This is a genomic window from Nitrosomonas sp. Is24, from assembly GCF_033063335.1.
Taxonomy (GTDB): Bacteria; Pseudomonadota; Gammaproteobacteria; order Burkholderiales; family Nitrosomonadaceae; genus Nitrosomonas.
The window spans coordinates 1,197,938-1,219,098 of the sequence record NZ_JAWJZG010000001.1; the positions used below are offsets into that span (position 1 = coordinate 1,197,938).

Sequence of the window (21,161 nt, forward strand, 5' to 3'; positions counted from 1 at the left end):
TTTCGGGTATGTGTCTATACCTTCTGGTAGCGAAACTTAAAACGGTGACAGTCTTGTAAGAAATAAGGAGATCGAATGATTTCTGCAAGATCAGAATATAACTCTTGACGTGCAGATTTAATTCGGAAATTTAATTGTAGTTAGTTCTACTGTATTTAATTCAAATTTAAAGGAGGCATTATGCCATTACCAATTATTGCTTGGGGTCTCGCCATTGCTGTTTCAGTATATGGAGCAAAAAAAGCATATGACCTTTACTCTGAAGCGCAAGAAGAAAGCAAAGCTAGAGATCGGCAACAGCTTGAAGAGGAAGAATTGCGAATGAAAGAACAAAAAGCGCGAGAAGATCAAGAGAAGCTATCTAAAGCAAAAGATGAAATAGCTGATTTTGAGCTGTTATGGAAAAAGCGTTTTGAATCACTGCTTCTGGTTGATTCTAATATTTGGATGAACCGAGAATATGACAATTTCTTTAAAGAATTGGAGTGGATAATGCAGAATTTTTCAAGCTGTATAAAAATGTCATCCGTGCAGTTCGATGAAATAATAAACTTAAAAAATCTGGATTATGAGCATCCAAAAAGTAAGTTAGCAAGATGCGCACTCAGTAGAATTGAATATTTTCAGAACATAAATTTAATTGAAATCATCCCTATGGATATAAATGCAAAAAAAGGTGCTTATGCAGATCCAGATATTATTGAAATATTAATTGATTCGCTATCTAGAAACCCTGCAATGACATTGATTTCAGATGATAGAGAGCTTCGAATCAGAGCAAATCAGATAATGAAGGATAAGCAAGCTAATGACTTTAAATCAATTACTGGTCAAGAAATCTTTGATCTGATAAAAAAATACCATTTAAATATCGATTTTGTGAGCTAATAACCCAAGTAAGGGGTAAGCTGAAAGTGTTCCGCCAAACGGGCGAATAATAGCACTGGATGATAGGCTGGCGCTTTTTTGATTCGATGGGTTACCCTTCTGTGCACTCTGGAGCCACTCAACTCTAAGGAAATAAGACACGACCAAGATTGCAAAGAACACGATCTGCCTCTGGTACGACAACGACGCCGAAGGTGCGGCGCGATTTTACGCCGAGACCTTTCCCGATTCGTCAGTCGGCGCGGTGCATCGCGCACCCGGGGATTATCCCTTGGGTAGGGAGGGGGATGTATTGACTTTCGAGTTCACCGTCATGGGCATCCCGTGCCTCGGACTCAACGGCGGGCCTGCGTTCACACATAACGAGGCCTTTTCGTTTCAGGTGGCGACCGAAGACCAAAGTGAAACGGATCGCTATTGGAACGCAATCGTCGGCAACGGCGGCCAGGAGAGCGATTGCGGCTGGTGCAAGGACAAGTGGGGTATCTCCTGGCAGATTACGCCGGTTGCCTTGACGAAAGCATTTACCAGCCCTGACCGCATAGCTGCCAAACGAGCATTCGATGCGATGATGACCATGAGGAAAATCGACATTGCCGCAATTGAAGCGGCATTTCGCGGTTGAAATGTGCGCGATCTGACAATTCAATTAAGCCGCGTAAAACGGAAGCTGAAAGCATTCCGCCGAATTTCAAAATATAAGCGTAGTATTTACCCCCATGAAAATCCCAAAAAGAATTGAACCCTTGATCCAGGATGGCTTTATCGATGAAGTTATCCGTCAATTAATGAGCGGCAAGGAAGCATCGGTTTACGTGGTTCGCTGTGGAGAAGAGATACGTTGCGCGAAAGTGTACAAAGAAGCCAACAAACGCAGTTTCCGCCAAAGCACGGACTATACCGAAGGCCGCAAGGTAAAAAACAGCCGTCGCGCTCGCGCCATGGAGAAAGGAACCCGCTACGGACGCAAAGCACAGGAAGAATCCTGGCAAAGCGCTGAGGTGGATGCGCTGTACCGGCTCGCTGCCGCGGGGGTGCGTGTGCCTAAGCCGCATCATTTTCATGAGGGCGTATTGCTGATGGATCTGGTGACCGACAGCAATGGCAACGCAGCCCCGCGGCTTAGCGAACTGGTGCTGACTGCCGAGTTAGCCCGTGAATATCACCGCGCACTAATAACGCAGGTGGTTCGCATGCTTTGTGCAGGGATTATCCACGGCGATTTGTCCGAATATAACGTGCTGGTCGACAGCAACGGGCCTGTGATCATCGATTTGCCGCAAGCGATCGACGCAGCCGCCAATAACCAGGCGTGCAAAATGCTGCTACGCGATGTCGAGAATTTGGCGGTTTATTTCGGCCAATCTGCGCCTGAGTTGCTCACGACGAGTTATGGCATGGAGATATGGTCACTCTACCAAAGCGGACAACTCCATCCGGACAGTGTTTTGACCGGGCACTTCGAATGTATTGAAAAACCAATCGACCTGCAAGGCGTTCTGCGTGAAATTGATGACACGCTGAAGGAAGAAGAAGCAAGGAATCTGTATCGGGCATTACATCCCCATTAGTGATGCGCAGATTTGGATTCGCTGTAGGGGGCAATTCCCGCTTTCCTGCATGCCGGTCTCGATAAAATCGCATCCAAATACCGCACCACATGGCGATAGGGCGAAAAATCAAATTCGCCGCCCAGCGCATAAGACAAAACCCCTGCCATATTGATATCCGCGACGGTAAATTTGCAGGCCACCAGAAAATCTTTACCGGCGAGATGGTTGTTCAATACCTCAAGCGGTTTCACCAGTTTCTTTTCCGCCGCCTGGATGATGTCCGGGTTTCTAACTTTCGCATCGAAAACCTTCCGGTGCAGAATCAGATCCACGCAGGCAGTTTCCATTTGAGTGACCGCAAACAGGCTCCATTTGTAAATTTGCGCTTCGTCTTCCAGCCGGTCCGTCCACAGCTTCCCAGCACCGTATTTTCTCGACAGATAGAAATTGATCGCCATCGCTTCAGTCAGCACCAGATCGCCATCGACCAAGGTGGGTACCTGTGCCAGCGGATTCAGCTTTAAATACCCGGGCGCATTTTTCTCTTTCTCGAATGGGTTGATCCGCACATGCTGAAAATCCAGACCAAGCTCCGCCAGCGTGAACAAGACATATTTCGCCCGTGACCATTCAATGCCATATAGAGTAATCATGTTTTCACCTTATTGCATAACGGAAGCATTATTGCATTTTAGCGGGGTTGATATGGTGAGTGCTGATCCACAAATTCGGCGATCCATTGCACGGGACGGCGGTTGGAGGGTATGCTTCGCTGGTATGGAATTCAGGAATAGAGATCTAATACCTTCTGGCAATATCTTGCGATGAAACCTAAAAATGTAACAATTCTATGAAAAATAGGGAGATAGAATGATTTCTGTAGGATTATCGATTACGTTTGACGTAACATATCACGTCATTTCGAACATCTAACTTCATTTTAGCTCCATCGTGCCACGTAAGAAATTACAGACAGAAGTGATAGAAGGATTTCAAGCAGTGCATGGCGACAGCTACGATTACTCCAATGTCTACTACACGAACAGTACAGCGAAAGTTGAGGTGGTCTGCCTGAAACATGGTTCGTTCCTCATTCTGCCTGGACACCACATCAACGGAGTTGGCTGTAAGGAGTGTTTCTTTGAGTCACAAAAGGTAACGAAAGAAGATTTTGTTTCTAGATCCAGAACGCATTTTGGAGATCGGTACGATTATAGTCTTTTCCATGAATTGCCGCCCTTTGGGGAGAAGGTTAAAATTCGATGTGTTGCACACGATTTAGTTTTTTTACAGGAGCCTCGTAATCATCAACGTGGCCACGTTGGGTGTCCCAAATGCAAATCCCTCAAGCATGCACTGGGACTAGGTCATCTAAAGCCCGAGCATAATGAATCTCGTTTGCTTGATAGTTTTCGCGAGCGAGCTCAGATCGTTCACGGTGGAAAGTATGGCTACGACCAATTTGAGTATGTAAATACCACAACAAAGGGAATCATTCATTGTCCTGAACACGGAATATTCCATCAAAGTCCAAACAACCACCTGCGAGGTAGCGGGTGCCCCAAATGCGCCACGAATTTGTGCAAGATCGGAACGTTCAAACAAAAATGCGAAGAATTGGGGATCGATTACTGGAGAGCTCTCAAGCGACGCCAAGCAGGAATGAGCGAGGATCGAATTCTCAGCGAAGGATACGTGAGGGCTTCACGAAAGGTCAGAAGTGTGACGGTGCACGGAGATATTTATCCCAACCTGGAAGAGGCGATTCGGGCTCTTAGTCCTCCAGCAAGTTCAACGACTATTGCGCGATGGATTGAGTCCGGCGTTTCGGCAGAGAAGGCTTTTTCCCGAGTACCCAATCCAGGCTACGGTGAGGGAATCATTTATATCGTAACTCACCAGGGCACTGGTAAAAAGTACGTTGGCATCACGGTTCAATCGCTGGATCGGCGCTGGGAGTATCACCTGGACCAAGCGAGAGCTGGGCATATCAAAAATAAGCAATCGCTTCACGCAGCAATACGGAAATATGGCGAATCTGAATTCACCATTGAGCAAATCGACACGGGAAGCAGCAAAGGAAGTCTTGAAGCCAAAGAAAGAAGGTGGATCCAAAAATTGGGCACTATGGTGCCCGCTGGTTTCAATATTTCTACAGGCGGAACAAGCGGGGGCTCTAACTCTCGTTCAATAAAGGTGGATGGCATTACCTTTCCAAGCATAAAGGCAGCGGTGGCATACGTAGCAGAAACGCGTGAAATTAGCCTTTACGCCGCAGCAGCGCGCATCCGAAAAGGCAGAGTAAACGTCAAACAACCAGCCAAGCCAGGCGAGAGCTTGGTGAAAACACCAGCTTATAAAGTCTGGAGCAGGCTGGTGCATGGTGTTATCAACCCAAAGTCTAGTGAATACATTGTAGGCATCGAGCTTTTTAATGCATGGAGAGACTTCGATCAGTTTCTGGCCGACAACGGACAGCCGCCAGCTAAAGGAATGGCCTTTGCTCGAGTGGACAAGACAGGAGGCTATTTTCCAGGGAACTGTGAATGGATGACTAAGAGTAAAGCCAGCAAGATAAATGCTGCACATATGAAAAAGATTGGCTTGTTGGTTGGAAGAAGGGGAAAAGTCTGGTGATTGCTATCTTGCTGATGGAGTCCAACAAATCGCTGTAGGTGACGTTTGACTCACCACCCATTTTTGCTATCGTAAGAAACCGCGTAAGGCGGACGCTGAAAGCATTCCGCCCGCATGATTTGACGAATCACCCTCCGAGTATCCGTCCTACAAGCTGAAAACAAGCCTTCAAAATGATCACCGCATCGCATCTTCACCGGTTCGGATTCCGGCTCAGCTTATAACTGATCTGATACTCCGCGCCTTCCGCTTCGATGATGAGTGACGATTCCCGGTTGTTTTCGCCTTTCTTCAACGCCGGAATCGTGGCGGTGAAGGGGCCGTCGTCGTCTTCGCCGCTATCCAGTTCAAACACGGTGATGTTGAGCCGGTCGTTGAACGCGGTGTTTTTCGGGTAATACGAGTTGAGCATCCGCCGTTCGTCGTCGTCGAAATCTTCGTCGGTGAAGTCGAGGAAATTGGTCGCCATATCGTCGGCGGTCATAGTGAGGTGGATTTCGTCCGCGCCGAGGCCGCTTTGGTCTTCGATGCTGTAGATTTCCAGGTGATTCAGGTAGGAAATACTGTAGCGATAGCCCGCCAGGAATTCATGGTCCGTGGTCTGGCTGCGTTCCAGCAGAATATAAACATCCTTGATGTCGGCGGCGCGATTATAGTCGATTACGGTGAGCCGGTCTTCGTTGGTGACCTGCGCAAAAGCCGCCGGGGCGTCGATGCCTTCAAACAGACTGAGGCGGATTTTCCGTGCAAAATCGTTTTGGATGTAAAACTGTACCGGGTAAGGATTACCGCTCAATAGTTGTTCCGCGAGCGGCGCGCGGAACCAGCATTCGTCGTTCTTGCCGTTCTTCTGGCCGACCGGCAAGCGCGGGTCTTTGGGAATGTCGTTCGGTTGCAGGCCGATGGCGAGGAAACGGTTTTCCCCGGTGTGCTTGATGAAGGAAAAAGCGATGTTGCCGGTGAATTGATCTTCTCTTTCAGCGGCTTTCAGGCGGATGAACATCGGCCGGTGCACGTCGACCTGATCGCCGGTTTCGGAAAGCTGAAATTCGTGTTGTAGACTGTTTAACCAGTCGTGGTCGAGCCCTAATTCTGTCCATTTGACTTGATTGAACGGGTCAATTTTGGTGGACATAGCGTTGTCGTAATAAAACGCGGCTTCGAGATTGGGTGAGTAAGTGAACGTGTAGGTGCCCGGTTCGTGGATATAAATCCACTGGAACACGCCGGGAGAGGGGATCTTCAGGTCGTTGGCGATGTTGACTTTGACCAATGAATCCGGCGCTTGAAAATGCACAAAGCCGCTTTGCAGTTTGGCTTGATTCGGCGTGTTGTACTTAAATTGCCAATGCACTTGCGCCAAAATGCCGCGATGGTCGCTTTGAATTCGTTCAAACGCCATATCCAGCGCGGAGAAATTCGACGGCAAAATCCGCATGTGCTGCGCGACCAGGCGGCGGGGCGTTTCGCCAATCGCATCGGTGCGCTGCTTCGGAAAGCAGATGTAATCCAGCCGCTCTTTCAATCCCGCCGGTAAATGCTCGCCTTCTTTCAGATTGGTGTTGGTCAAGCCCGGATCGGCTTCTGTGAAAGCGCCGGGCGGGGCCATGAGCGTGCGCCAGCCGTCGATCAGCTGCCCGGTGAAAATCAGCTGGTTTTGCCTGAAGGGAATGCCTTGGGAAGCATTGTTGTACGGGCCGCCGTTGTTGATGAACACGTTGGTCCATTCACCGTGGCCCTCGGTGGAATAGGGTGGCGTATCGCCACGGATGTTCAAATCGCCCAGCACGATGACTTTGTCCCAATTGCCGTTGTCTTCCGGTGCGCCGATGAGGTCGATCAACGCGCCTTCGATGACTTTCAATTGCCGTAAGCGGATGACGTGGTGTTCGCCGACTTCTTCGTAAAACGCCTGCAAGTGCGTCAAAGCAATGGTCACGACTTCAAAGTGTAATCCCGTGCTGATTTGCACGATGGCCACGCCTTTTTCCGCCAAACCGTCATTACCGGCGCTCATCGGGTAAAAAAGACCGCTTTGATAGGGGTAAAACCGGCTGCGGTTATTGGAGAAGTTGTTGTCCGACGGCGGCAATTCGCGCAACTCGAATTTGCTGAATATTGCCAGTCCACCGTCGTCCAGATCGCCGCTGCCGCCGTTGAACGACACGATGTAATGCGGGTAGAGAGGCTTCAGTCCATTTTCCAGGATCTCTTTTGCATCTTCATTGTCCGCTTCGTTGAACACCACCACATCGGGATGCTCGTCAAAAGCGAAATTGCCGGGATCGAGCGCTTTTACCACCGCTTCAGCGCGCCATTTGGCGTCGCTATGAGGGCCTGCGGGCCAGGCTTGCGCTTGGATGTTCATGGTCAGGATTCTGATATTTCTCATGATAGGTTAGCTCTCAACGGTGAATAATGAATCATGCAGGTCGCCCGGTGTTCAGGGGGCGATGGCCATGCGGTGCGATACGGCTTCCAGGAAACTGCGCAAGTGCGGCAAAAGCAGCGATGGCTTTTCTTCTTGCACGGCGTGACCGACACCGCTCATGATGACGAGCTTTGAATCCGGTATATTTTCATGCAGCCTTTTGCCGACAGCCAGCGGCACGATTTCATCTTCCCGGCTCCAGACAATCAGGGTGGGAATGGTCAGACTGGCGTAGTTTTCCGAGAATTGCTGCAAATCGGTTGGCAGCATTTGCCGCACCGACGTGAGCAGCGCATATTTGGCGTCGGGTTTGCCGAGATCGGCGGCGTAGTGGTCGATGGCTTCTTGCGGAATGAGATCATCGTTGAAATACACGATCTTCAACAGATTCTTCACCTGGAAGGTATTGGGCACGGCATAAGTGATCAATGGCCCAAGTACCGGGGTTGCGAGTATTTTTACGAAACCGGGCAGTTCCTGCGGGTAGGCAACGCTATCGATGAGCACCAGGCTTTTTTGCAGCCCCGGATTGGATGCCGACAAATAGATCGATACCGCCAATGCGACTCCGCCACCATAGGAATGGCCGATGATGTGGAGATTTTTTAAATTGTTTTCGAGAATGAAGTTTCTCACCAGTCTGGCTTGCTCGTAAACGGAATACGCATCATCGCGCGGTTTCGGAGAATCGCCGAAGCCTTTCAAGTCAATAGTGATGACCCGGTTCTTTTGCGCCAGCGGTTCAATCACATGACGCCAGCTATAACTGCTTGCGCCAAAACCATGAATCAGCAATACCGGTTCGCCGGTCCCGGTGCTCTGGGATGCCAGTTTCAGTGCGTTGGTTTTGTCCAGATTCTGGTATTGCGCCCAGCCGGGAATGTTTTTATCCATGACAGCACAGCCGCCGGAAGTTAAAACCGCCAGTAGCAGCGCGAGTGCCGGGAGGAGATTTTTTCTCATTTCAAGGCGTGAATCAGCATCACCAGATCGAATACCCCGCCGCCGCAAAATGAGAGTGCGCCAAAAATAGGCAATACCGCAATGTAATTGCATGCGGTCTTGAGCCGTTTGGCCTCATCTTCATTTTCAATCTTCATGTGGCGTGGAATGGATAAAATGACATAGCTGATCAGGTAAAGAAAAATGATGTTTCCGATCGTAAGCGGCAGAAGGTTGGTCAGATAGATTTCCACCGGACCGAGCGTTTGTTCCGGGCAATAACCGCATTTGTCGATCAATTCAAACACCATGTCCCGTCTGGCGTTGATGAATTGAAAGAAACTCAATGTCGTATTGACAGCACCCCATAAAGCCGCCAATAAAACAATCGGAAGTCCCAATTTATCCATTTGATTGCTTTCCCCTGATCATTCCTTGTTGAAGGTTATCACGGGGAGATTTAAAACGAAATGAATTGTTATCAACCGGGATGAAAGTGAAGATCAGCGGCGGCAGGCCGTGGAGCCGCTGCGGTCAGCGGCAAGTTCAAGATGTGCGTTTATCCGGTGCGTTGAGTCCTATTGCGGCGATCAGCATCCCGAGAACCGCCAATCCCGCGACAATGGCAAATGCATGCAGATAGCTGCCAGTGATGTCCTTGATGCTGCCGGACAGCAGCGTTCCCAAGATGGCGCCTGCACCGTAGGCGGTAAACATCACACCGTAATTTTGCGCATAGTGCAGTTTTCCAAAGAAAATGCCGGTGGCGGTGGGCGCCAGCGCCAGCCATCCGCCCAGGCACATCCACAGTACGCAGAATGCCAGCAGATACAGCATGGCGTTACCTTGTCCGAAAAAGAACAGCAGCAAAGACGCGCTCAGGATCAAGGTAAACGAAACCATCGCGGTATGCTTCGGGCCGAGCTTATCGGTTAACGCGCCGAACAGCGGCCGCCCCAGTCCGTTGAATACCGCAAACAATGACACCGCAAGCGCTGCGGTGGGCGCGTCCAACTGTGCCACTTCGGTACCGAACGGCGATGCGATGCCGATCGACATCAATCCGGCCAGGCAACCGATCGTGTACGTTGCCCATAGCGCATAAAAGCGGGTGGTTTTTAGCATGGCTTGCCGGTTTATATTCAAAGCGGGCGGAACCGGTGCCGCGTTCAGCGTGCCGGATCCGGCAGGATTCCATGCGTCCGGCGGGAAACGCAATAACTGCGCCAGCAGGGCGATGACGATGGTGAATGCAATACCAAGATACAGAAACGTATGCATGATCCCGATCTCCGGTTGCAGAATCATCGCTTTCATCAGCGGTGCAATCAATAATGCCGATACGCCGAAACCCATGACGGTCAATCCAATCGCCAGCCCGCTGTGGCGTGGAAACCATTTGACCACGACGGCAATCGGGCAGCCGTACACGATGCCGACCCCGGCGCCGCCGATGACCCCGTACAACAACGTTAAAGTGGCGATATCCGTGGAAAAACTTGCCGCGATCCACCCGGCTCCCGCCAGTAAACCGCCGAGTGTAGCTGTTATTCTCGGTCCCCAGCGCTCGATCAGATTGCCCGCCAGCGGCATCGCAACGGCAAATACCGCCAGAAACACCATGAACGGATATCCGCTCTGGCTCGACGTGATCCCCCACAAAGCTTCCAATGGTTTCCGGAAAACGCTGAAGGCATAAATCGATCCCAGGCACACATTGATCAATAACCCGATCGCCACAAACACCCAGCGGCCTTTTGCCGCTTCCATACCGAATAATTTCAAATCGTGCCGGGTCATCTCAGTTTTTATCCATTGTTGTTTTTTAACCGCTGCTTTTTGCTGATCTTACCGGTTCTCGGTTTCTGCGGGCGTTAATCCGGGTGATAGCTGCAATTATTGCAACGGGAAGTTAACATGTTTCCCGGCGGGATGGTTAATGAGCGGAGTGAAGCCGTATTAGTTGTATGCCACTGGCACTTGAAATGGATGATGCAGGTATTAAATCGGCTGATTTACCCACTCGAGCGAGGTGAGCGGCATTGCCACTTACCTCACTTCATGGGACTTCAGATCGTTTGATGAAATGTGAACGTTAGAAGCCGATGCCTAAATAACCGCCAGCCGTCAAGCCATCGACATTGATACCATCTTTTTTACCACCGGTAATATGGTAACGAGCGTCGACACCGGCGTAAAAATCTTTCCAGACTCGATATTCCGCTCCTCCGGCAAATACGACGCCGGGAATAAAAAAGGAGGCCGATTCGCCCGGCGGGCTGATGATGTGCATGCCGAAACCGGCCGGAATGATCCACGGCCTGAACCGGTTGCCTTCAAGAAACTTGATTTTGGGCGATGCATAAATTGATAGTTGGCTGACTGTCACGCTGTGTGGATTGATGGCGCCGCCGATCAGTTGGGTCGGCATATTGGCCAACGCATTACCTTGCACATGTGAGCTGAATTCTTTGTACTCGAACATCAATTCAGCTAACACATTGGTTCTAGGTGCCAGATCCCAGGCATTCTTGGTGAGATTCCAATCGAAACCGGCACCGAAATACCAGCCATTCTTATCGGGCCGGTCTTGTGCACCGGCAGAGACCACATCACTATGGAATACCATGCCATCGCGATGTTGCGAGCTATGCGCAAAGCCACCACGGAAAAATACCATATTGCTTTTCTTTTGATCTTCTTGATTTGTTTCTGCTGAACTTGCTGTTTGCGAGACTTTTCCAACTTTTTCAGTTGGCTGAGGGGTTTGTTGGTTTTGCGGGTTTTGTTGAATTTTTTCAACTTTCCCGGTTACCTGGGAAGATTGAATTTTCAAGCTTTCCAGTTCATTTTGCATCGTTTGCATGCCACTCTGCATGGCCCGCAATCGTTCTTCCAGTTCTTTAATCCGTTGCGCTACCGCATCTTGTGCCAGAACCTGAGATGAGGCCACACTACCAAAAAAAAAATCACACCAACGAATAAAACGGAACGTACCTCGTTAAGAATGTTTTTCATTCAGACTTCCTTTCATTTTAGTAGGTTATTTTATTTCCAATCAAATTGCATGGAAGCTTCCACTTGCTGACTCAATCCAGCTGTTAATCAGGTCGCATGCCTTGCTTCTCTCTTTCATTTTGATTGGGCGGCCAGTATAAGGGCCTAAATGTTAATTCTTTGTTAAGAATCACGGGTATTGAAGACGGTTTGCCGGGAGAAAATTAGCGAAGATTAGAATGAAATCCGGGTTTTTAAGGGCGAACAAAACGACTGTTCCAGCACTCCATTGAGACTTGCCAAGCGACATCTGTCAAGGCTCTGGAAAGATTTTATGCCTTTAGAGGTGATTACAGCAATCGGTTCGTTTGCTAGGGTTATAAATGTGAATTTTTTGTTAAGAGTGCGGCGTATTGAAGAGGGTTTGGCGGGAGAAATTAGCGAAGGGTAGAATGAAATACGGTTTTTTAGGAGCGAACAGAACAGCTGCTCCGGCACATGATTGAGCCTTGCCAAGCGACGCCTGGCAAGGCTCCGGAAAGATTTGATACCGTTAGAAGTGATTACAGGATACTGGCATTTTCAGCGGCTTGTGGGCGAAATTCTGTTGAGCGATTCATTGCTTCCATAGCAAATTCCAATACTGGGGTTTGCTTGCTTATTAGGCGGACTTGTAGTGAATCCGTCAGGGCATTCAGGGGTGCGCCACCTTGGTAACTGAAGCGGATGGAAACTTGGTCGCCTCTGGAAACTTTGATGGGTTCGGCTAACGGAAAGACGATGTATTGCGTGTGCCAATCGATGGTGCTGCATGTTGCCATATTGATGGCCAGTAAATTCTTGGTAATGAGCCGCAAGGCATTAAGTTGACCGTCTTCGGTAATCAGAATTTCCCCGTCCCATTGGCAAGTTTGGCTATACGGTTCGGCATAGGCCAGTAATTGGAATACTTCGGGATCTCCCAAGCCCTTGCTGCGTTCCTGAGTGGCGTAGGGGTTCTGGAACTGGATGGTGGGTGCGTAGAATCCTGCAAAATGAAAATCGTGTTGCATGGGTTGGATCGCCTGAATGCTTGCTTCGGGAATAAAGGCAGGCAATGGTCCGCCAAATTTCTTCAAGTAACGTTGTTTGAACGAATCGATCACCGGCATTTGCTTTTCGCGGAGCAGACCGGTATGCAGCATTTCACAAATCACCACATCGACCGGTTCCGGCGGCAGGTAATGCATGGCATCGGCCTGAATTACTTCCACTTTGTCTCCGTTACTGTTTTGCGCCAGCAGATTGCGCGCGGCGCTAATCAGTTCCGGGTTGCGCTCGACACAATAAACTTTCTGCGCTTTTTGTGCGGCAAAGAACGATTGCACGCCGGTGCCGCCCCCCAGTTCCAGCACTTTGGCGCCCGGCTGGACGGCGAGGTCAATCGCATCTTTAAACCCTTGCATGCGGGCAGTGTCGTTCAGCATATTGTGGTGATAGTGCAGAGGAATGAATTGGCCGAGTTCCAAGCTCTCAAATTTATTTTGCATAGGAATTCCTGATCGATAAGTGCTGCGGTTAATAATGGAAACTTTGTTGTACATGCTAAGAGCAACGATCATGCCAGTCTGCAGCAAAGCATATAGAGACTATGTTTGCGTTTTTATATTTAATTTTTTTGTGCAAACAAGCGGCAAACCCGGCAAAAATTGCCGTGCCTGAAAATAGTCACAACTTAGTATTTGCCGGAATTTCCGGAAGTGGAAGAGAAAATCACAATGAGCGTTGGTTCCTCTGTAGCTCAAGTGCGGGATGAACAGGAAAATAATGTTGCCGCGTGGTATCCATCCGATGCGATGGGTATCTCAATCGATCACGGTACCGATGGATTTTGCATTTTTAGCAATTTAGAACACTTTTCCGCCGGTATTCCTAAGATAGACTGTTCTATAACACGTGATAGTATTGCCGATCTTGCAAATCTGGAGATTATTGCCGAGGCTGTAGTCTTGGTCAGGAGACTCAAGTTTCTTGGCGTATCCCGGCAGTCAGCAACGAGTCTTCCAATCCCGTTCTATGAAGCGCTTCTTCTGTAGGTAAAATTCCTACATTTTGATGAGAAGATTACCTAACCTCGATTAAGCTCATCTTCCATTTACTTCCACTGCCCCATAATTGAAAATCTCACCTGTGCGTTACGGTGTTTTAATTCAAATATTTTCAATTAAAAAGGGTGATGAAATGGAAACCAATCAACTGCTAGACGAAATCAGAGATATCAATTTAAGTTATTTGCTGCTGGCTAAACAGATGTTGCGGGATGACAGAGTAGCCGCCATGTATCGATTGGGAATTAATCAGGATATTGCTGATATACTGGAAAAACTGAGTTCAGCACAGCTGATCAAAATGGCGGCTTCCAATATGTTACTGTGCCGTTTCCGCTTTGACGATCGATTGATTGCCGATATGCTGTCCAACGATTCCCGCGACCAATCGGTTACCAAATCGCATGCCGCGATTCTAATGGCAGGAAAACCGGCAGAAGCGATTGCATAGCATTCAATAGACGAAATCAGGGAGTAATATCATGCGCAATCGAAGCATTATCACCGAAGCCAAGCAAATTCAGTTGGCGACAGAATTAATTGAATTGGGTGCCCGGTTACAGGTTCTGGAAATGAATACCGATCTGAGCCGTGAAAGACTGGTTAAACTTTATAAGGAAATCAGAGGGGTATCGCCACCTAAAGGGATGCTGCCGTATTCGGAGGATTGGTTCATGAGCTGGCAACCGAATATGCATTCTTCGTTATTTATCAATATCTATCATTATGTAACGAAAAATACCGGGATTGACGGCATCGATGCGCTGATTAAGAGTTACCGGCTCTATACCGAGCACATCACGGTCCATCAACTCGAGAAAGTGTTAAGTTTGACCCGCGCATGGACTCTGGTGCGTTTTGTGGAAAGCGGCGTATTGTGCATAGCGCCTTGTGTGAATTGTCACGGCAGTTTTGTCGTGCACTCACTGGAGATTCATTCCAACCATGTGTGCGGTTTGTGCAATATTCCTTCGCGTGCTGGGAAAACGAAAAAAGCAGCGCTTGCTAATTTGCACTAGAAAAACATAAATTTGCCAAGTCAATCCGGTTATTTCAGCAGGTCTTTGATGCGGCTGAGCGCTTGCTTTAAATTATCCATTGATGTGGCGAAAGACAAACGCATGTAGCCGTCACATCCGAAAGCGGAACCGGGAACTACGGCAACCCCGGATTTTTCCAGCAGATATTCGCTAAACGCGATATCGTTTGGTGCGCCAATCAGGTTTTTCTTGTAGAGATCATCGATCGATTGGCGGGCATCCGCAAAGGCATAAAAAGCGCCGTCGGAAGATAAGCAACGCACACCGTTAATTTGATTCAGTTGCTCGGTAACAAAAATATTGCGTTCCTTGAACGCCGCGATCATCGGATTCATACAGGACTGATCACCGTTCAATGCCGCTTCAGCCGCTGCTTGCGAAATAGAGCTTGGGTTGGACGTGCTTTGCGATTGAATATTCTCCATGGCGGTAATAATGTGCGCAGGTCCGCCGCAATAGCCGATACGCCATCCAGTCATCGAATACGCCTTGGAAACGCCATTCAGAACCACGGTCTGGGCAAATAATTCCGGGCAGGCGTTGACGATGTTAATAAATTTCTGACCCGATAACAGAATATGCTCGTACATATCGTCCGTAGCGATCAGAATCTGCGGATGCTTGCGTAACACTTCCCCCAATGCTTTCAGTTCATCCAGTGTGTAAACCGCTCCGGATGGATTACTCGGACTATTGATGACAAACATTTTGGTTTTCGGGGTGATCGCGGCTTCCAATTGTGCCGCGGAAATTTTGAAATTCTGCTCGATGCCGGTATTGATGAAAACCGGCTTGCCTTCCGCGATTAACACAATGTCGGGATAAGAAACCCAATACGGTGCCGGAATGATGACTTCGTCGCCGGGATTGATCACCGACAATGCCAGATTAAAAAAGCTCTGTTTACCGCCGCAGGAAACCAGAATTTGTTTGGCATCGAAGACAAAATTATTTTCCCGTTTGAACTTCGCCACAATGGCATTTTTCAGACCGGGTGTGCCGCCAACCGCCGTGTATTTGGTTTGACCTTTATTGATCGCGGCAATAGCGGCATCCTTAATGTGCTGAGGGGTATCAAAATCGGGTTCGCCCGCTCCCAATCCAATGATGTCTTTACCTTCGGCTTTGAGTTTCGCAGCCCGGGCGGTGACAGCAAGAGTAGGAGATGGCTTGATGGTTTGAACGCGGTTAGAGAGTTCCACAAAAATCCTCGCACTAAAATAGATAGACCGGCATGTTAAAATGACACAAAGAAACAATTCAATGATGGAATTATACCTGTGATCGCAACCTTCCCCAATAGTCCGTACAAATTACATCAAGCGTTCGCTCCCGCGGGAGACCAGCCGGTTGCAATTGCGCAATTGGTCGAAGGCATAAACGACGGCTTGGCGTATCAAACATTATTGGGCGTTACCGGATCTGGTAAAACGTATACGATTGCCAACATGATCGCGCGTTTGGGCCGTCCGGCCATCGTGATCGCGCCGAATAAAACGCTGGCGGCGCAGCTGTACGCGGAAATGCGCGAATTTTTCCCGGAAAACGCCATCGAGTATTTCGTCTCGTACTACGATTATTATCAGCCTGAGGCGTATGTTCCGGCGCGTGATCTGTTTATCGAAAAAGATTCCAGTATCAACGAACATATCGAGCAAATGCGCTTGTCCGCGACCAAATCGATGCTGGAACGCGATGATGCCATCATCGTGGCGACGGTGTCGTGCATCTACGGTATCGGCGACCCGGTGGATTATCACGGCATGATTCTGCACTTGCGCAGCGGCGAGAAAATTTCGCAGCGCGACATTATCAAGCGCCTGACCGAGATGCAATACGATCGTAACGAGCTGGAATTCAAACGCGGTGTTTTTCGCGTGCGCGGCGATGTGGTCGATGTTTTTCCGGCGGAAAGCTCGGAAGCGGCTTTGCGCGTGTCGCTGTTCGACGACGAAGTCGACAGCATGTCGCTGTTTGATCCGCTCACCGGCCGTATGCTGCAAAAACTGTCGCGCTTCACCGTCTATCCTTCCAGTCACTATGTCACGCCGCGCAGCACCACGTTGCGCGCGATGGAAACCATCAAAACCGAATTGCGCGAACGGCTGGAGTATTTCTATCAGGAAAACCGGCTGGTCGAAGCGCAACGCCTGGAGCAACGCACGCGCTTCGATCTGGAAATGCTCAACGAATTGGGTTTCTGCAAAGGGATTGAAAATTATTCCCGTCATCTGTCCGGCAAAAACCCCGGTGAACCGCCACCCACACTGCTCGATTATTTGCCGCCCGATGCGCTGATGATTATCGATGAAAGTCATGTCACTGTGCCGCAGATCGGCGGGATGTACAAAGGGGACCGCTCGCGCAAGGAAAATCTGGTGAATTATGGTTTCCGCCTGCCGTCCGCATTGGATAACCGTCCGCTGCGGTTCGAGGAATTCGAGAAACGGATGCGGCAAACCGTGTTTGTCTCGGCAACCCCCGCCGATTATGAGAAGCAGCATAGCGGTCGGGTGGTGGAACAGGTGGTGCGTCCGACCGGTCTGGTGGATCCGGTCATTGAAGTGCGCCCGGTCGCCACGCAAGTGGACGATTTAATGTCGGAAGTTCATTTGCGCACCGCCAAGAACGAACGCGTGCTGGTCACCACGCTGACCAAACGCATGGCGGAAGATTTGACCGATTATTTTTCCGATCACCAAATCAAAGTGCGTTATTTGCATTCCGACATCGACACCGTCGAGCGCGTGGAAATTATCCGCGATTTGCGTCTGGGACAATTCGACGTGCTGGTTGGGATCAACCTGTTACGCGAAGGACTGGATATTCCCGAAGTGTCGCTGGTGGCGATACTGGATGCCGATAAGGAAGGTTTTCTGCGTTCGGAGCGATCATTGATTCAGACCATCGGCCGGGCGGCGCGCCATATCAATGGCACGGCGATTTTATATGCCGATCGCATTACCCGCTCGATGCGCGTTGCCATAGATGAGACTAACCGGCGGCGGCAAAAGCAGGTGGAGCATAATCTGCAAAATGGCATCACGCCGCGATCGGTACATAAACGGATTAAAGACCTGATCGACGGCGTCTATAACCATGAATCCGCACAACAGAATCTCAAGGCCGCGCAAGTGCAGGCGCGTTATGACGCGATGAATGAAGCGCAACTAGCCAAAGAGATTCAGCGGGTTGAGAAGAAAATGCTGAGTGCCGCCAAGAATCTGGAATTCGAACAAGCGGCACAGTACCGGGATGAACTAAAAAGCCTTAAAAACAAATTGCTGATTGGTTTTACCGATGTCGCGTAAGTAGGATTATTTCTTCACTTCGGTGGAAGAAACGAAAACGAGCGTGCCGAAAGTGCGGTTCAGCGTTTTGCTGGTGAAGTTGGTCATGACCATGTCTTGAACGAAACGAATGCGATCGCCCTTGTTCACTTTAGTCGTCGGTGCGGCGATCCAGAAGCGGTTGCCGGCATTTTCCAATTCCATGTAGGTATAGCCGGTAGTATCGATGATATCGACAACGGTTCCTTCGTTGTTCGCCACTTTTCCGCTGGATGCATGCGGTGACTGGGAATCTTGCGGTTCATGGTGAATGGCCATGACCTGGGCGGAACTGAACAACAAACATCCCATCAGGGCGATGAGAGATAAAGAAGAAAATTTCATAAGTGCTCCAAAGTGACTGTTTTGATGGGTGCGGTATCATACACCGCCTGTTATTTTGTTCCAATAGCGGTTGACGCCGCGTATGCTCTGTCCTGGCGGACCTTTTCAAAAAAACAAATGGCCGCCGCGGCTGCCGCATTTAATGATTCGGTTTTACCGGGCATGGGAATCACGATATTTTCGTCTGCTGCCTGGATCATTTCTTTGGACAATCCAGCGCCTTCGTTACCGAATACAAAAGCGGTGGGGCCAACCAGAGAGATTTCAAAAAGATTCCGGTTGGCTTGTATCGATGTGGCAATGACTGTTCCGGAAAATTGCTGTGCGACCTTTTGCAAATCACTGTCTTCATGAATGTGCAAAAAAAAGTGCGCCCCCATCGCGGCTCTGAGCGTTTTGGGCGACCAGGCATCGGCGCATTGCTTGGACAAGTAAACATCCTTAACGTTGGCGGCAGCGGCGGAACGCAGAATTGAGCCCAGGTTGCCGGGATCCTGGATGGTTTCCAGCAGAACGCTGAACATCTCCTTCCCGTTACTGACATCCTTTTTCAATCCGGGAAGCGCAATCAGCGCGAGGATACCGGATGGCGTTTTAACCGGAGATATCTCACGGAATAAGAGATTGCTGACCACCGTCAATTTGGGAGGGGTATGGCCGAAAAGAATGGTGAGAAAGTGCTCATTCTCGGCATCGTCAATATAAGCCTGGCTGACAATCAGATTTTCCGGAGCGCCCAACACGGAGCAATAGATCTGAATCAGATGGATGCCGTCGAGCAGCGTTAAGCCGGTTTTCTTGCGATATTGCGACGATTCTTCCAGTCTGATCAGTTGTTTGATGAGCGGGTGATCGCGTGACGTAATGACGGGCATGAGGTGCAAATCCGCTATGAAAGATCAGTTCACGCTATGCGTCATTACCGGTGCTTGATATAGCGATATTCCGCCGATTTTGCGTGCGCCTGTAATCCTTCGCCGTTGGCCAGTATCGATGCAATTTTCCCGAGCTTTGCGGCGCCTTGCTGCGATACTTGAATCAGACTGCTGCGTTTTTGAAAATCGTAAACACCAAGTGGCGACGAGAAGCGCGCAGTGCGTGAGGTCGGCAGCACGTGATTGGGGCCGGCGCAATAATCGCCCAACGCTTCGCAAGCATGACGGCCAAGAAAAATAGCACCGGCATGGCGGATTTTATCGACCCATTTTTCCGGCTGCTCAACCGATAACTCCAAGTGTTCCGGTGCGATTTTGTTAGCGATCGCACAAGCTTCGTCGAGATCTTGCACCTGAATCAATGCGCCGCGATTTTCCAGCGAAGCGCGGATGACGCTGTGGCGTGGCATTGCCGCTAATTGACGGTTAATGCTTTGTGCGACTTGATTGAGAAATTCCGCATCCGGCGACAACAAGATCGACTGTGCCAGCTCGTCATGTTCCGCTTGGGAAAACAAATCCATCGCAATCCAGTCGGGATTGGTTTTGCCGTCGCAAATCACCAGGATTTCAGAAGGCCCGGCCACCATATCGATACCGACGATACCGAACACCCGGCGTTTGGCCGCTGCAACGTACGCATTGCCAGGGCCGACGATTTTGTCGACCGGCGGCACGGTTTCGGTGCCGTACGCCAATGCGCCGATCGCTTGCGCGCCGCCGATGGTGAAAACGCGATCCACTTTGCTAATGGCCGCGGCTGCCAGCACCATATCATTGCGTTCGCCATCCGGGGTAGGAACAACCATGATCAATTCTTGTACACCGGCGACTTTGGCCGGGATCGCATTCATTAGCACCGACGACGGATACGAAGCTTTGCCGCCTGGCACATAAAGACCTGCACGATCCAGCGCGGTCACTTTTTGCCCCAGCAATGTGCCATCGGCATCGGTGTATTGCCAAGAACTGAGCGGTTGTTTCTCATGATAGCTGCGCACCCGTTCCGCTGCTTGCTGTAATGCAGTCCGTTCCGCATCCGGCAATGTTGCTAACGAATGCTGCAATTGATCCTGCGTCAGCTCGAGGTCTTTGGCGGATTGAATGGTCAGCCGGTCGAAACGATTGGTGTATTCGATCAGCGCGGCATCCTTACGGCTGCGGATATCGGCGAGGATGTTGGCAACCGTGACATCGACGGCATCATCCTGCGCATTTTCAAAAGCCAGGAGTTTGTCGAGACAGGCATTGAAATCGGAGTCGGTGGAATTGAATCGTTTTATTTGAATCATGGTATGAGTGGTTTCAGATGCGCACGGCGATCTACTTTTTCACCGCAGCGGAAAATGCATCCAGCACCGGCTGAATGGCATCCTGTTTCAGTTTCAGTGCAGCCTGGTTGACAATCAACCGGGATGAAATCTGCATAATCTCTTCTACTGCGACAAGATTATTGGCTTTTAAGGTGTTACCGCTGGACACGAGATCGACGATGGCATCGGCCAGTCCGACTAAAGGCGCCAGTTCCATCGAACCGTACAACTTGATCAGATCGACATACACGCCTTTTGCGGCAAAGTGTTCGCGCGCGGTTTGCACATATTTGGTGGCGATGCGTAACCGTGCGCCTTGACGCACGGCGGAGTCGTAATCGAAACCATTGGGTACAGCCACCATCATACGGCAGCGCGCGATATTCAGATCCAGTGGTTGATACAGCCCGGCGCCGCCATGTTCCTGCAGCACATCCTTCCCGGCAATGCCCAGATCGGCCGCGCCATATTGCACATAAGTCGGCACATCCGAGGCGCGCACGATAATCAGGCGGACATTGGCCCGGTTAGTGGATAGAATCAATTTGCGCGACGATTCGGGATCGTCCAGCGCAACGATACCCGCCGCTTTTAACAGTGGCGCCGTGTCTTCAAAAATTCGCCCTTTTGACAGGGCGATCGTGATATCAGTCATAAAATCCGG

At 49.8% G+C, this 21,161-nt stretch carries 20 protein-coding genes; 8 read left to right on the forward strand and 12 right to left on the reverse strand.

The features are described from left to right. Positions 1 to 180: 180 nt before the first annotated feature. The 3 genes from R2103_RS05305 to R2103_RS05315 all read left to right on the forward strand — a co-directional run bounded on the left by R2103_RS05305 (position 181) and on the right by R2103_RS05315 (position 2,459). Positions 181 to 888, forward strand: a complete 708-nt coding sequence (locus tag R2103_RS05305; RefSeq protein ID WP_317530463.1) for a hypothetical protein — start codon at positions 181 to 183, stop codon at positions 886 to 888. A gap of 148 nt (positions 889 to 1,036) precedes the next feature. Next, on the forward strand, positions 1,037 to 1,513 hold the full coding sequence (locus R2103_RS05310) for a VOC family protein (RefSeq protein WP_317532060.1): 477 nt from the start codon (positions 1,037 to 1,039) through the stop codon (positions 1,511 to 1,513). 94 nt (positions 1,514 to 1,607) lie between these two features. Beyond that, on the forward strand, positions 1,608 to 2,459 hold the full coding sequence (locus tag R2103_RS05315; RefSeq protein WP_317530464.1) for a PA4780 family RIO1-like protein kinase: 852 nt from the start codon (positions 1,608 to 1,610) through the stop codon (positions 2,457 to 2,459). Here the strand turns inward: R2103_RS05315 and R2103_RS05320 are convergent. Next, positions 2,456 to 3,094 (reverse strand): glutathione S-transferase family protein, encoded by a 639-nt coding sequence (locus R2103_RS05320; protein ID WP_317530465.1) that lies wholly within the window; start codon positions 3,092 to 3,094, stop codon positions 2,456 to 2,458. The two genes, R2103_RS05315 and R2103_RS05320, sit on opposite strands and share 4 nt — an antisense overlap. Before the next feature lie 298 nt (positions 3,095 to 3,392). Between R2103_RS05320 and R2103_RS05325 the strand changes: the two genes are divergently transcribed. Further along, the gene (locus tag R2103_RS05325; RefSeq protein ID WP_317530466.1) at positions 3,393 to 5,078 is read left to right on the forward strand and encodes a GIY-YIG nuclease family protein; all 1,686 of its coding nucleotides are present in this window, start codon (positions 3,393 to 3,395) and stop codon (positions 5,076 to 5,078) included. Between the two features lie 193 nt (positions 5,079 to 5,271). On the opposite strand, the gene R2103_RS05330 is transcribed toward R2103_RS05325, so the two are convergent. The 6 genes from R2103_RS05330 to R2103_RS05355 all read right to left on the reverse strand — a co-directional run bounded on the left by R2103_RS05330 (position 5,272) and on the right by R2103_RS05355 (position 12,977). Then, positions 5,272 to 7,470, reverse strand: a complete 2,199-nt coding sequence (locus R2103_RS05330; RefSeq protein WP_317530467.1) for an endonuclease/exonuclease/phosphatase family protein — start codon at positions 7,468 to 7,470, stop codon at positions 5,272 to 5,274. A gap of 51 nt (positions 7,471 to 7,521) precedes the next feature. Then, positions 7,522 to 8,472, reverse strand: a complete 951-nt coding sequence (locus tag R2103_RS05335; protein WP_317530468.1) for an alpha/beta hydrolase — start codon at positions 8,470 to 8,472, stop codon at positions 7,522 to 7,524. Beyond that, positions 8,469 to 8,861 (reverse strand): hypothetical protein, encoded by a 393-nt coding sequence (locus R2103_RS05340; RefSeq protein ID WP_317530469.1) that lies wholly within the window; start codon positions 8,859 to 8,861, stop codon positions 8,469 to 8,471. The genes R2103_RS05335 and R2103_RS05340 overlap by 4 nt, the downstream gene beginning before the upstream one ends. A 136-nt stretch (positions 8,862 to 8,997) precedes the next feature. Further along, on the reverse strand, positions 8,998 to 10,251 hold the full coding sequence (locus R2103_RS05345) for an OFA family MFS transporter (RefSeq protein WP_317530470.1): 1,254 nt from the start codon (positions 10,249 to 10,251) through the stop codon (positions 8,998 to 9,000). A gap of 295 nt (positions 10,252 to 10,546) precedes the next feature. Then, positions 10,547 to 11,404 carry a porin family protein gene (locus tag R2103_RS05350; protein ID WP_317530471.1) on the reverse strand — a complete coding sequence of 286 codons (858 nt, stop codon included), beginning with the start codon at positions 11,402 to 11,404 and terminating at the stop codon, positions 10,547 to 10,549. A gap of 607 nt (positions 11,405 to 12,011) precedes the next feature. Next, a complete protein-coding gene (locus tag R2103_RS05355; RefSeq protein ID WP_317530472.1) occupies positions 12,012 to 12,977 on the reverse strand; it encodes a methyltransferase domain-containing protein in 966 nt (321 codons plus the stop codon). Positions 12,978 to 13,187: 210 nt separating this feature from the next. Between R2103_RS05355 and R2103_RS05360 the strand changes: the two genes are divergently transcribed. The 3 genes from R2103_RS05360 (at position 13,188) to flhC (ending at position 14,554) form a co-directional block, all read left to right on the forward strand. Then, entirely contained in the window at positions 13,188 to 13,523 is a 336-nt protein-coding gene (locus R2103_RS05360) for a hypothetical protein (RefSeq protein WP_317530473.1), read from the forward strand. Positions 13,524 to 13,668: 145 nt separating this feature from the next. Beyond that, complete coding sequence (gene flhD, locus R2103_RS05365; protein ID WP_317530474.1) at positions 13,669 to 13,986, forward strand: flagellar transcriptional regulator FlhD; 318 nt, start codon at positions 13,669 to 13,671, stop codon at positions 13,984 to 13,986. Positions 13,987 to 14,017: 31 nt separating this feature from the next. Continuing rightward, entirely contained in the window at positions 14,018 to 14,554 is a 537-nt protein-coding gene (flhC, locus tag R2103_RS05370; RefSeq protein ID WP_317530475.1) for a flagellar transcriptional regulator FlhC, read from the forward strand. A gap of 29 nt (positions 14,555 to 14,583) precedes the next feature. Here the strand turns inward: flhC and R2103_RS05375 are convergent, their stop codons facing one another. Further along, entirely contained in the window at positions 14,584 to 15,777 is a 1,194-nt protein-coding gene (locus R2103_RS05375; protein WP_317530476.1) for a pyridoxal phosphate-dependent aminotransferase, read from the reverse strand. 78 nt (positions 15,778 to 15,855) lie between these two features. Between R2103_RS05375 and uvrB the strand changes: the two genes are divergently transcribed. Beyond that, positions 15,856 to 17,886 (forward strand): excinuclease ABC subunit UvrB, encoded by a 2,031-nt coding sequence (gene uvrB, locus R2103_RS05380; RefSeq protein WP_132427534.1) that lies wholly within the window; start codon positions 15,856 to 15,858, stop codon positions 17,884 to 17,886. A 6-nt stretch (positions 17,887 to 17,892) separates the two neighbouring features. On the opposite strand, the gene R2103_RS05385 is transcribed toward uvrB, so the two are convergent. From R2103_RS05385 to hisG, 4 genes are read right to left on the reverse strand one after another with little or no spacing between them, the layout of a single operon-like run. Then, positions 17,893 to 18,249 carry a hypothetical protein gene (locus R2103_RS05385; RefSeq protein ID WP_317530477.1) on the reverse strand — a complete coding sequence of 119 codons (357 nt, stop codon included), beginning with the start codon at positions 18,247 to 18,249 and terminating at the stop codon, positions 17,893 to 17,895. A 50-nt stretch (positions 18,250 to 18,299) separates the two neighbouring features. Then, on the reverse strand, positions 18,300 to 19,124 hold the full coding sequence (locus R2103_RS05390; RefSeq protein ID WP_317530478.1) for an RNA methyltransferase: 825 nt from the start codon (positions 19,122 to 19,124) through the stop codon (positions 18,300 to 18,302). 44 nt (positions 19,125 to 19,168) lie between these two features. Then, entirely contained in the window at positions 19,169 to 20,473 is a 1,305-nt protein-coding gene (gene hisD / locus R2103_RS05395; RefSeq protein WP_317532061.1) for a histidinol dehydrogenase, read from the reverse strand. 34 nt (positions 20,474 to 20,507) lie between these two features. Continuing rightward, on the reverse strand, positions 20,508 to 21,152 hold the full coding sequence (gene hisG, locus R2103_RS05400; protein WP_317530479.1) for an ATP phosphoribosyltransferase: 645 nt from the start codon (positions 21,150 to 21,152) through the stop codon (positions 20,508 to 20,510). Positions 21,153 to 21,161 lie beyond the last annotated feature (9 nt).

Bases quoted from the DNA above. Each gene is read 5' to 3' on its own strand.
- R2103_RS05305 (WP_317530463.1), top strand. From the start codon at position 181: ATGCCATTACCAATTATTGCTTGGGGTCTCGCCATTGCTGTTTCAGTA.
- R2103_RS05315 (WP_317530464.1), top strand. From the start codon at position 1,608: ATGAAAATCCCAAAAAGAATTGAACCCTTGATCCAGGATGGCTTTATC.
- R2103_RS05320 (WP_317530465.1), bottom strand. From the start codon at position 3,094: ATGATTACTCTATATGGCATTGAATGGTCACGGGCGAAATATGTCTTG.
- R2103_RS05330 (WP_317530467.1), bottom strand. From the start codon at position 7,470: ATGAGAAATATCAGAATCCTGACCATGAACATCCAAGCGCAAGCCTGG.
- R2103_RS05335 (WP_317530468.1), bottom strand. From the start codon at position 8,472: ATGAGAAAAAATCTCCTCCCGGCACTCGCGCTGCTACTGGCGGTTTTA.
- R2103_RS05340 (WP_317530469.1), bottom strand. From the start codon at position 8,861: ATGGATAAATTGGGACTTCCGATTGTTTTATTGGCGGCTTTATGGGGT.
- R2103_RS05345 (WP_317530470.1), bottom strand. From the start codon at position 10,251: ATGACCCGGCACGATTTGAAATTATTCGGTATGGAAGCGGCAAAAGGC.
- R2103_RS05355 (WP_317530472.1), bottom strand. From the start codon at position 12,977: ATGCAAAATAAATTTGAGAGCTTGGAACTCGGCCAATTCATTCCTCTG.
- flhD (WP_317530474.1), top strand. From the start codon at position 13,669: ATGGAAACCAATCAACTGCTAGACGAAATCAGAGATATCAATTTAAGT.
- flhC (WP_317530475.1), top strand. From the start codon at position 14,018: ATGCGCAATCGAAGCATTATCACCGAAGCCAAGCAAATTCAGTTGGCG.
- R2103_RS05385 (WP_317530477.1), bottom strand. From the start codon at position 18,249: ATGAAATTTTCTTCTTTATCTCTCATCGCCCTGATGGGATGTTTGTTG.
- R2103_RS05390 (WP_317530478.1), bottom strand. From the start codon at position 19,124: ATGCCCGTCATTACGTCACGCGATCACCCGCTCATCAAACAACTGATC.
- hisG (WP_317530479.1), bottom strand. From the start codon at position 21,152: ATGACTGATATCACGATCGCCCTGTCAAAAGGGCGAATTTTTGAAGAC.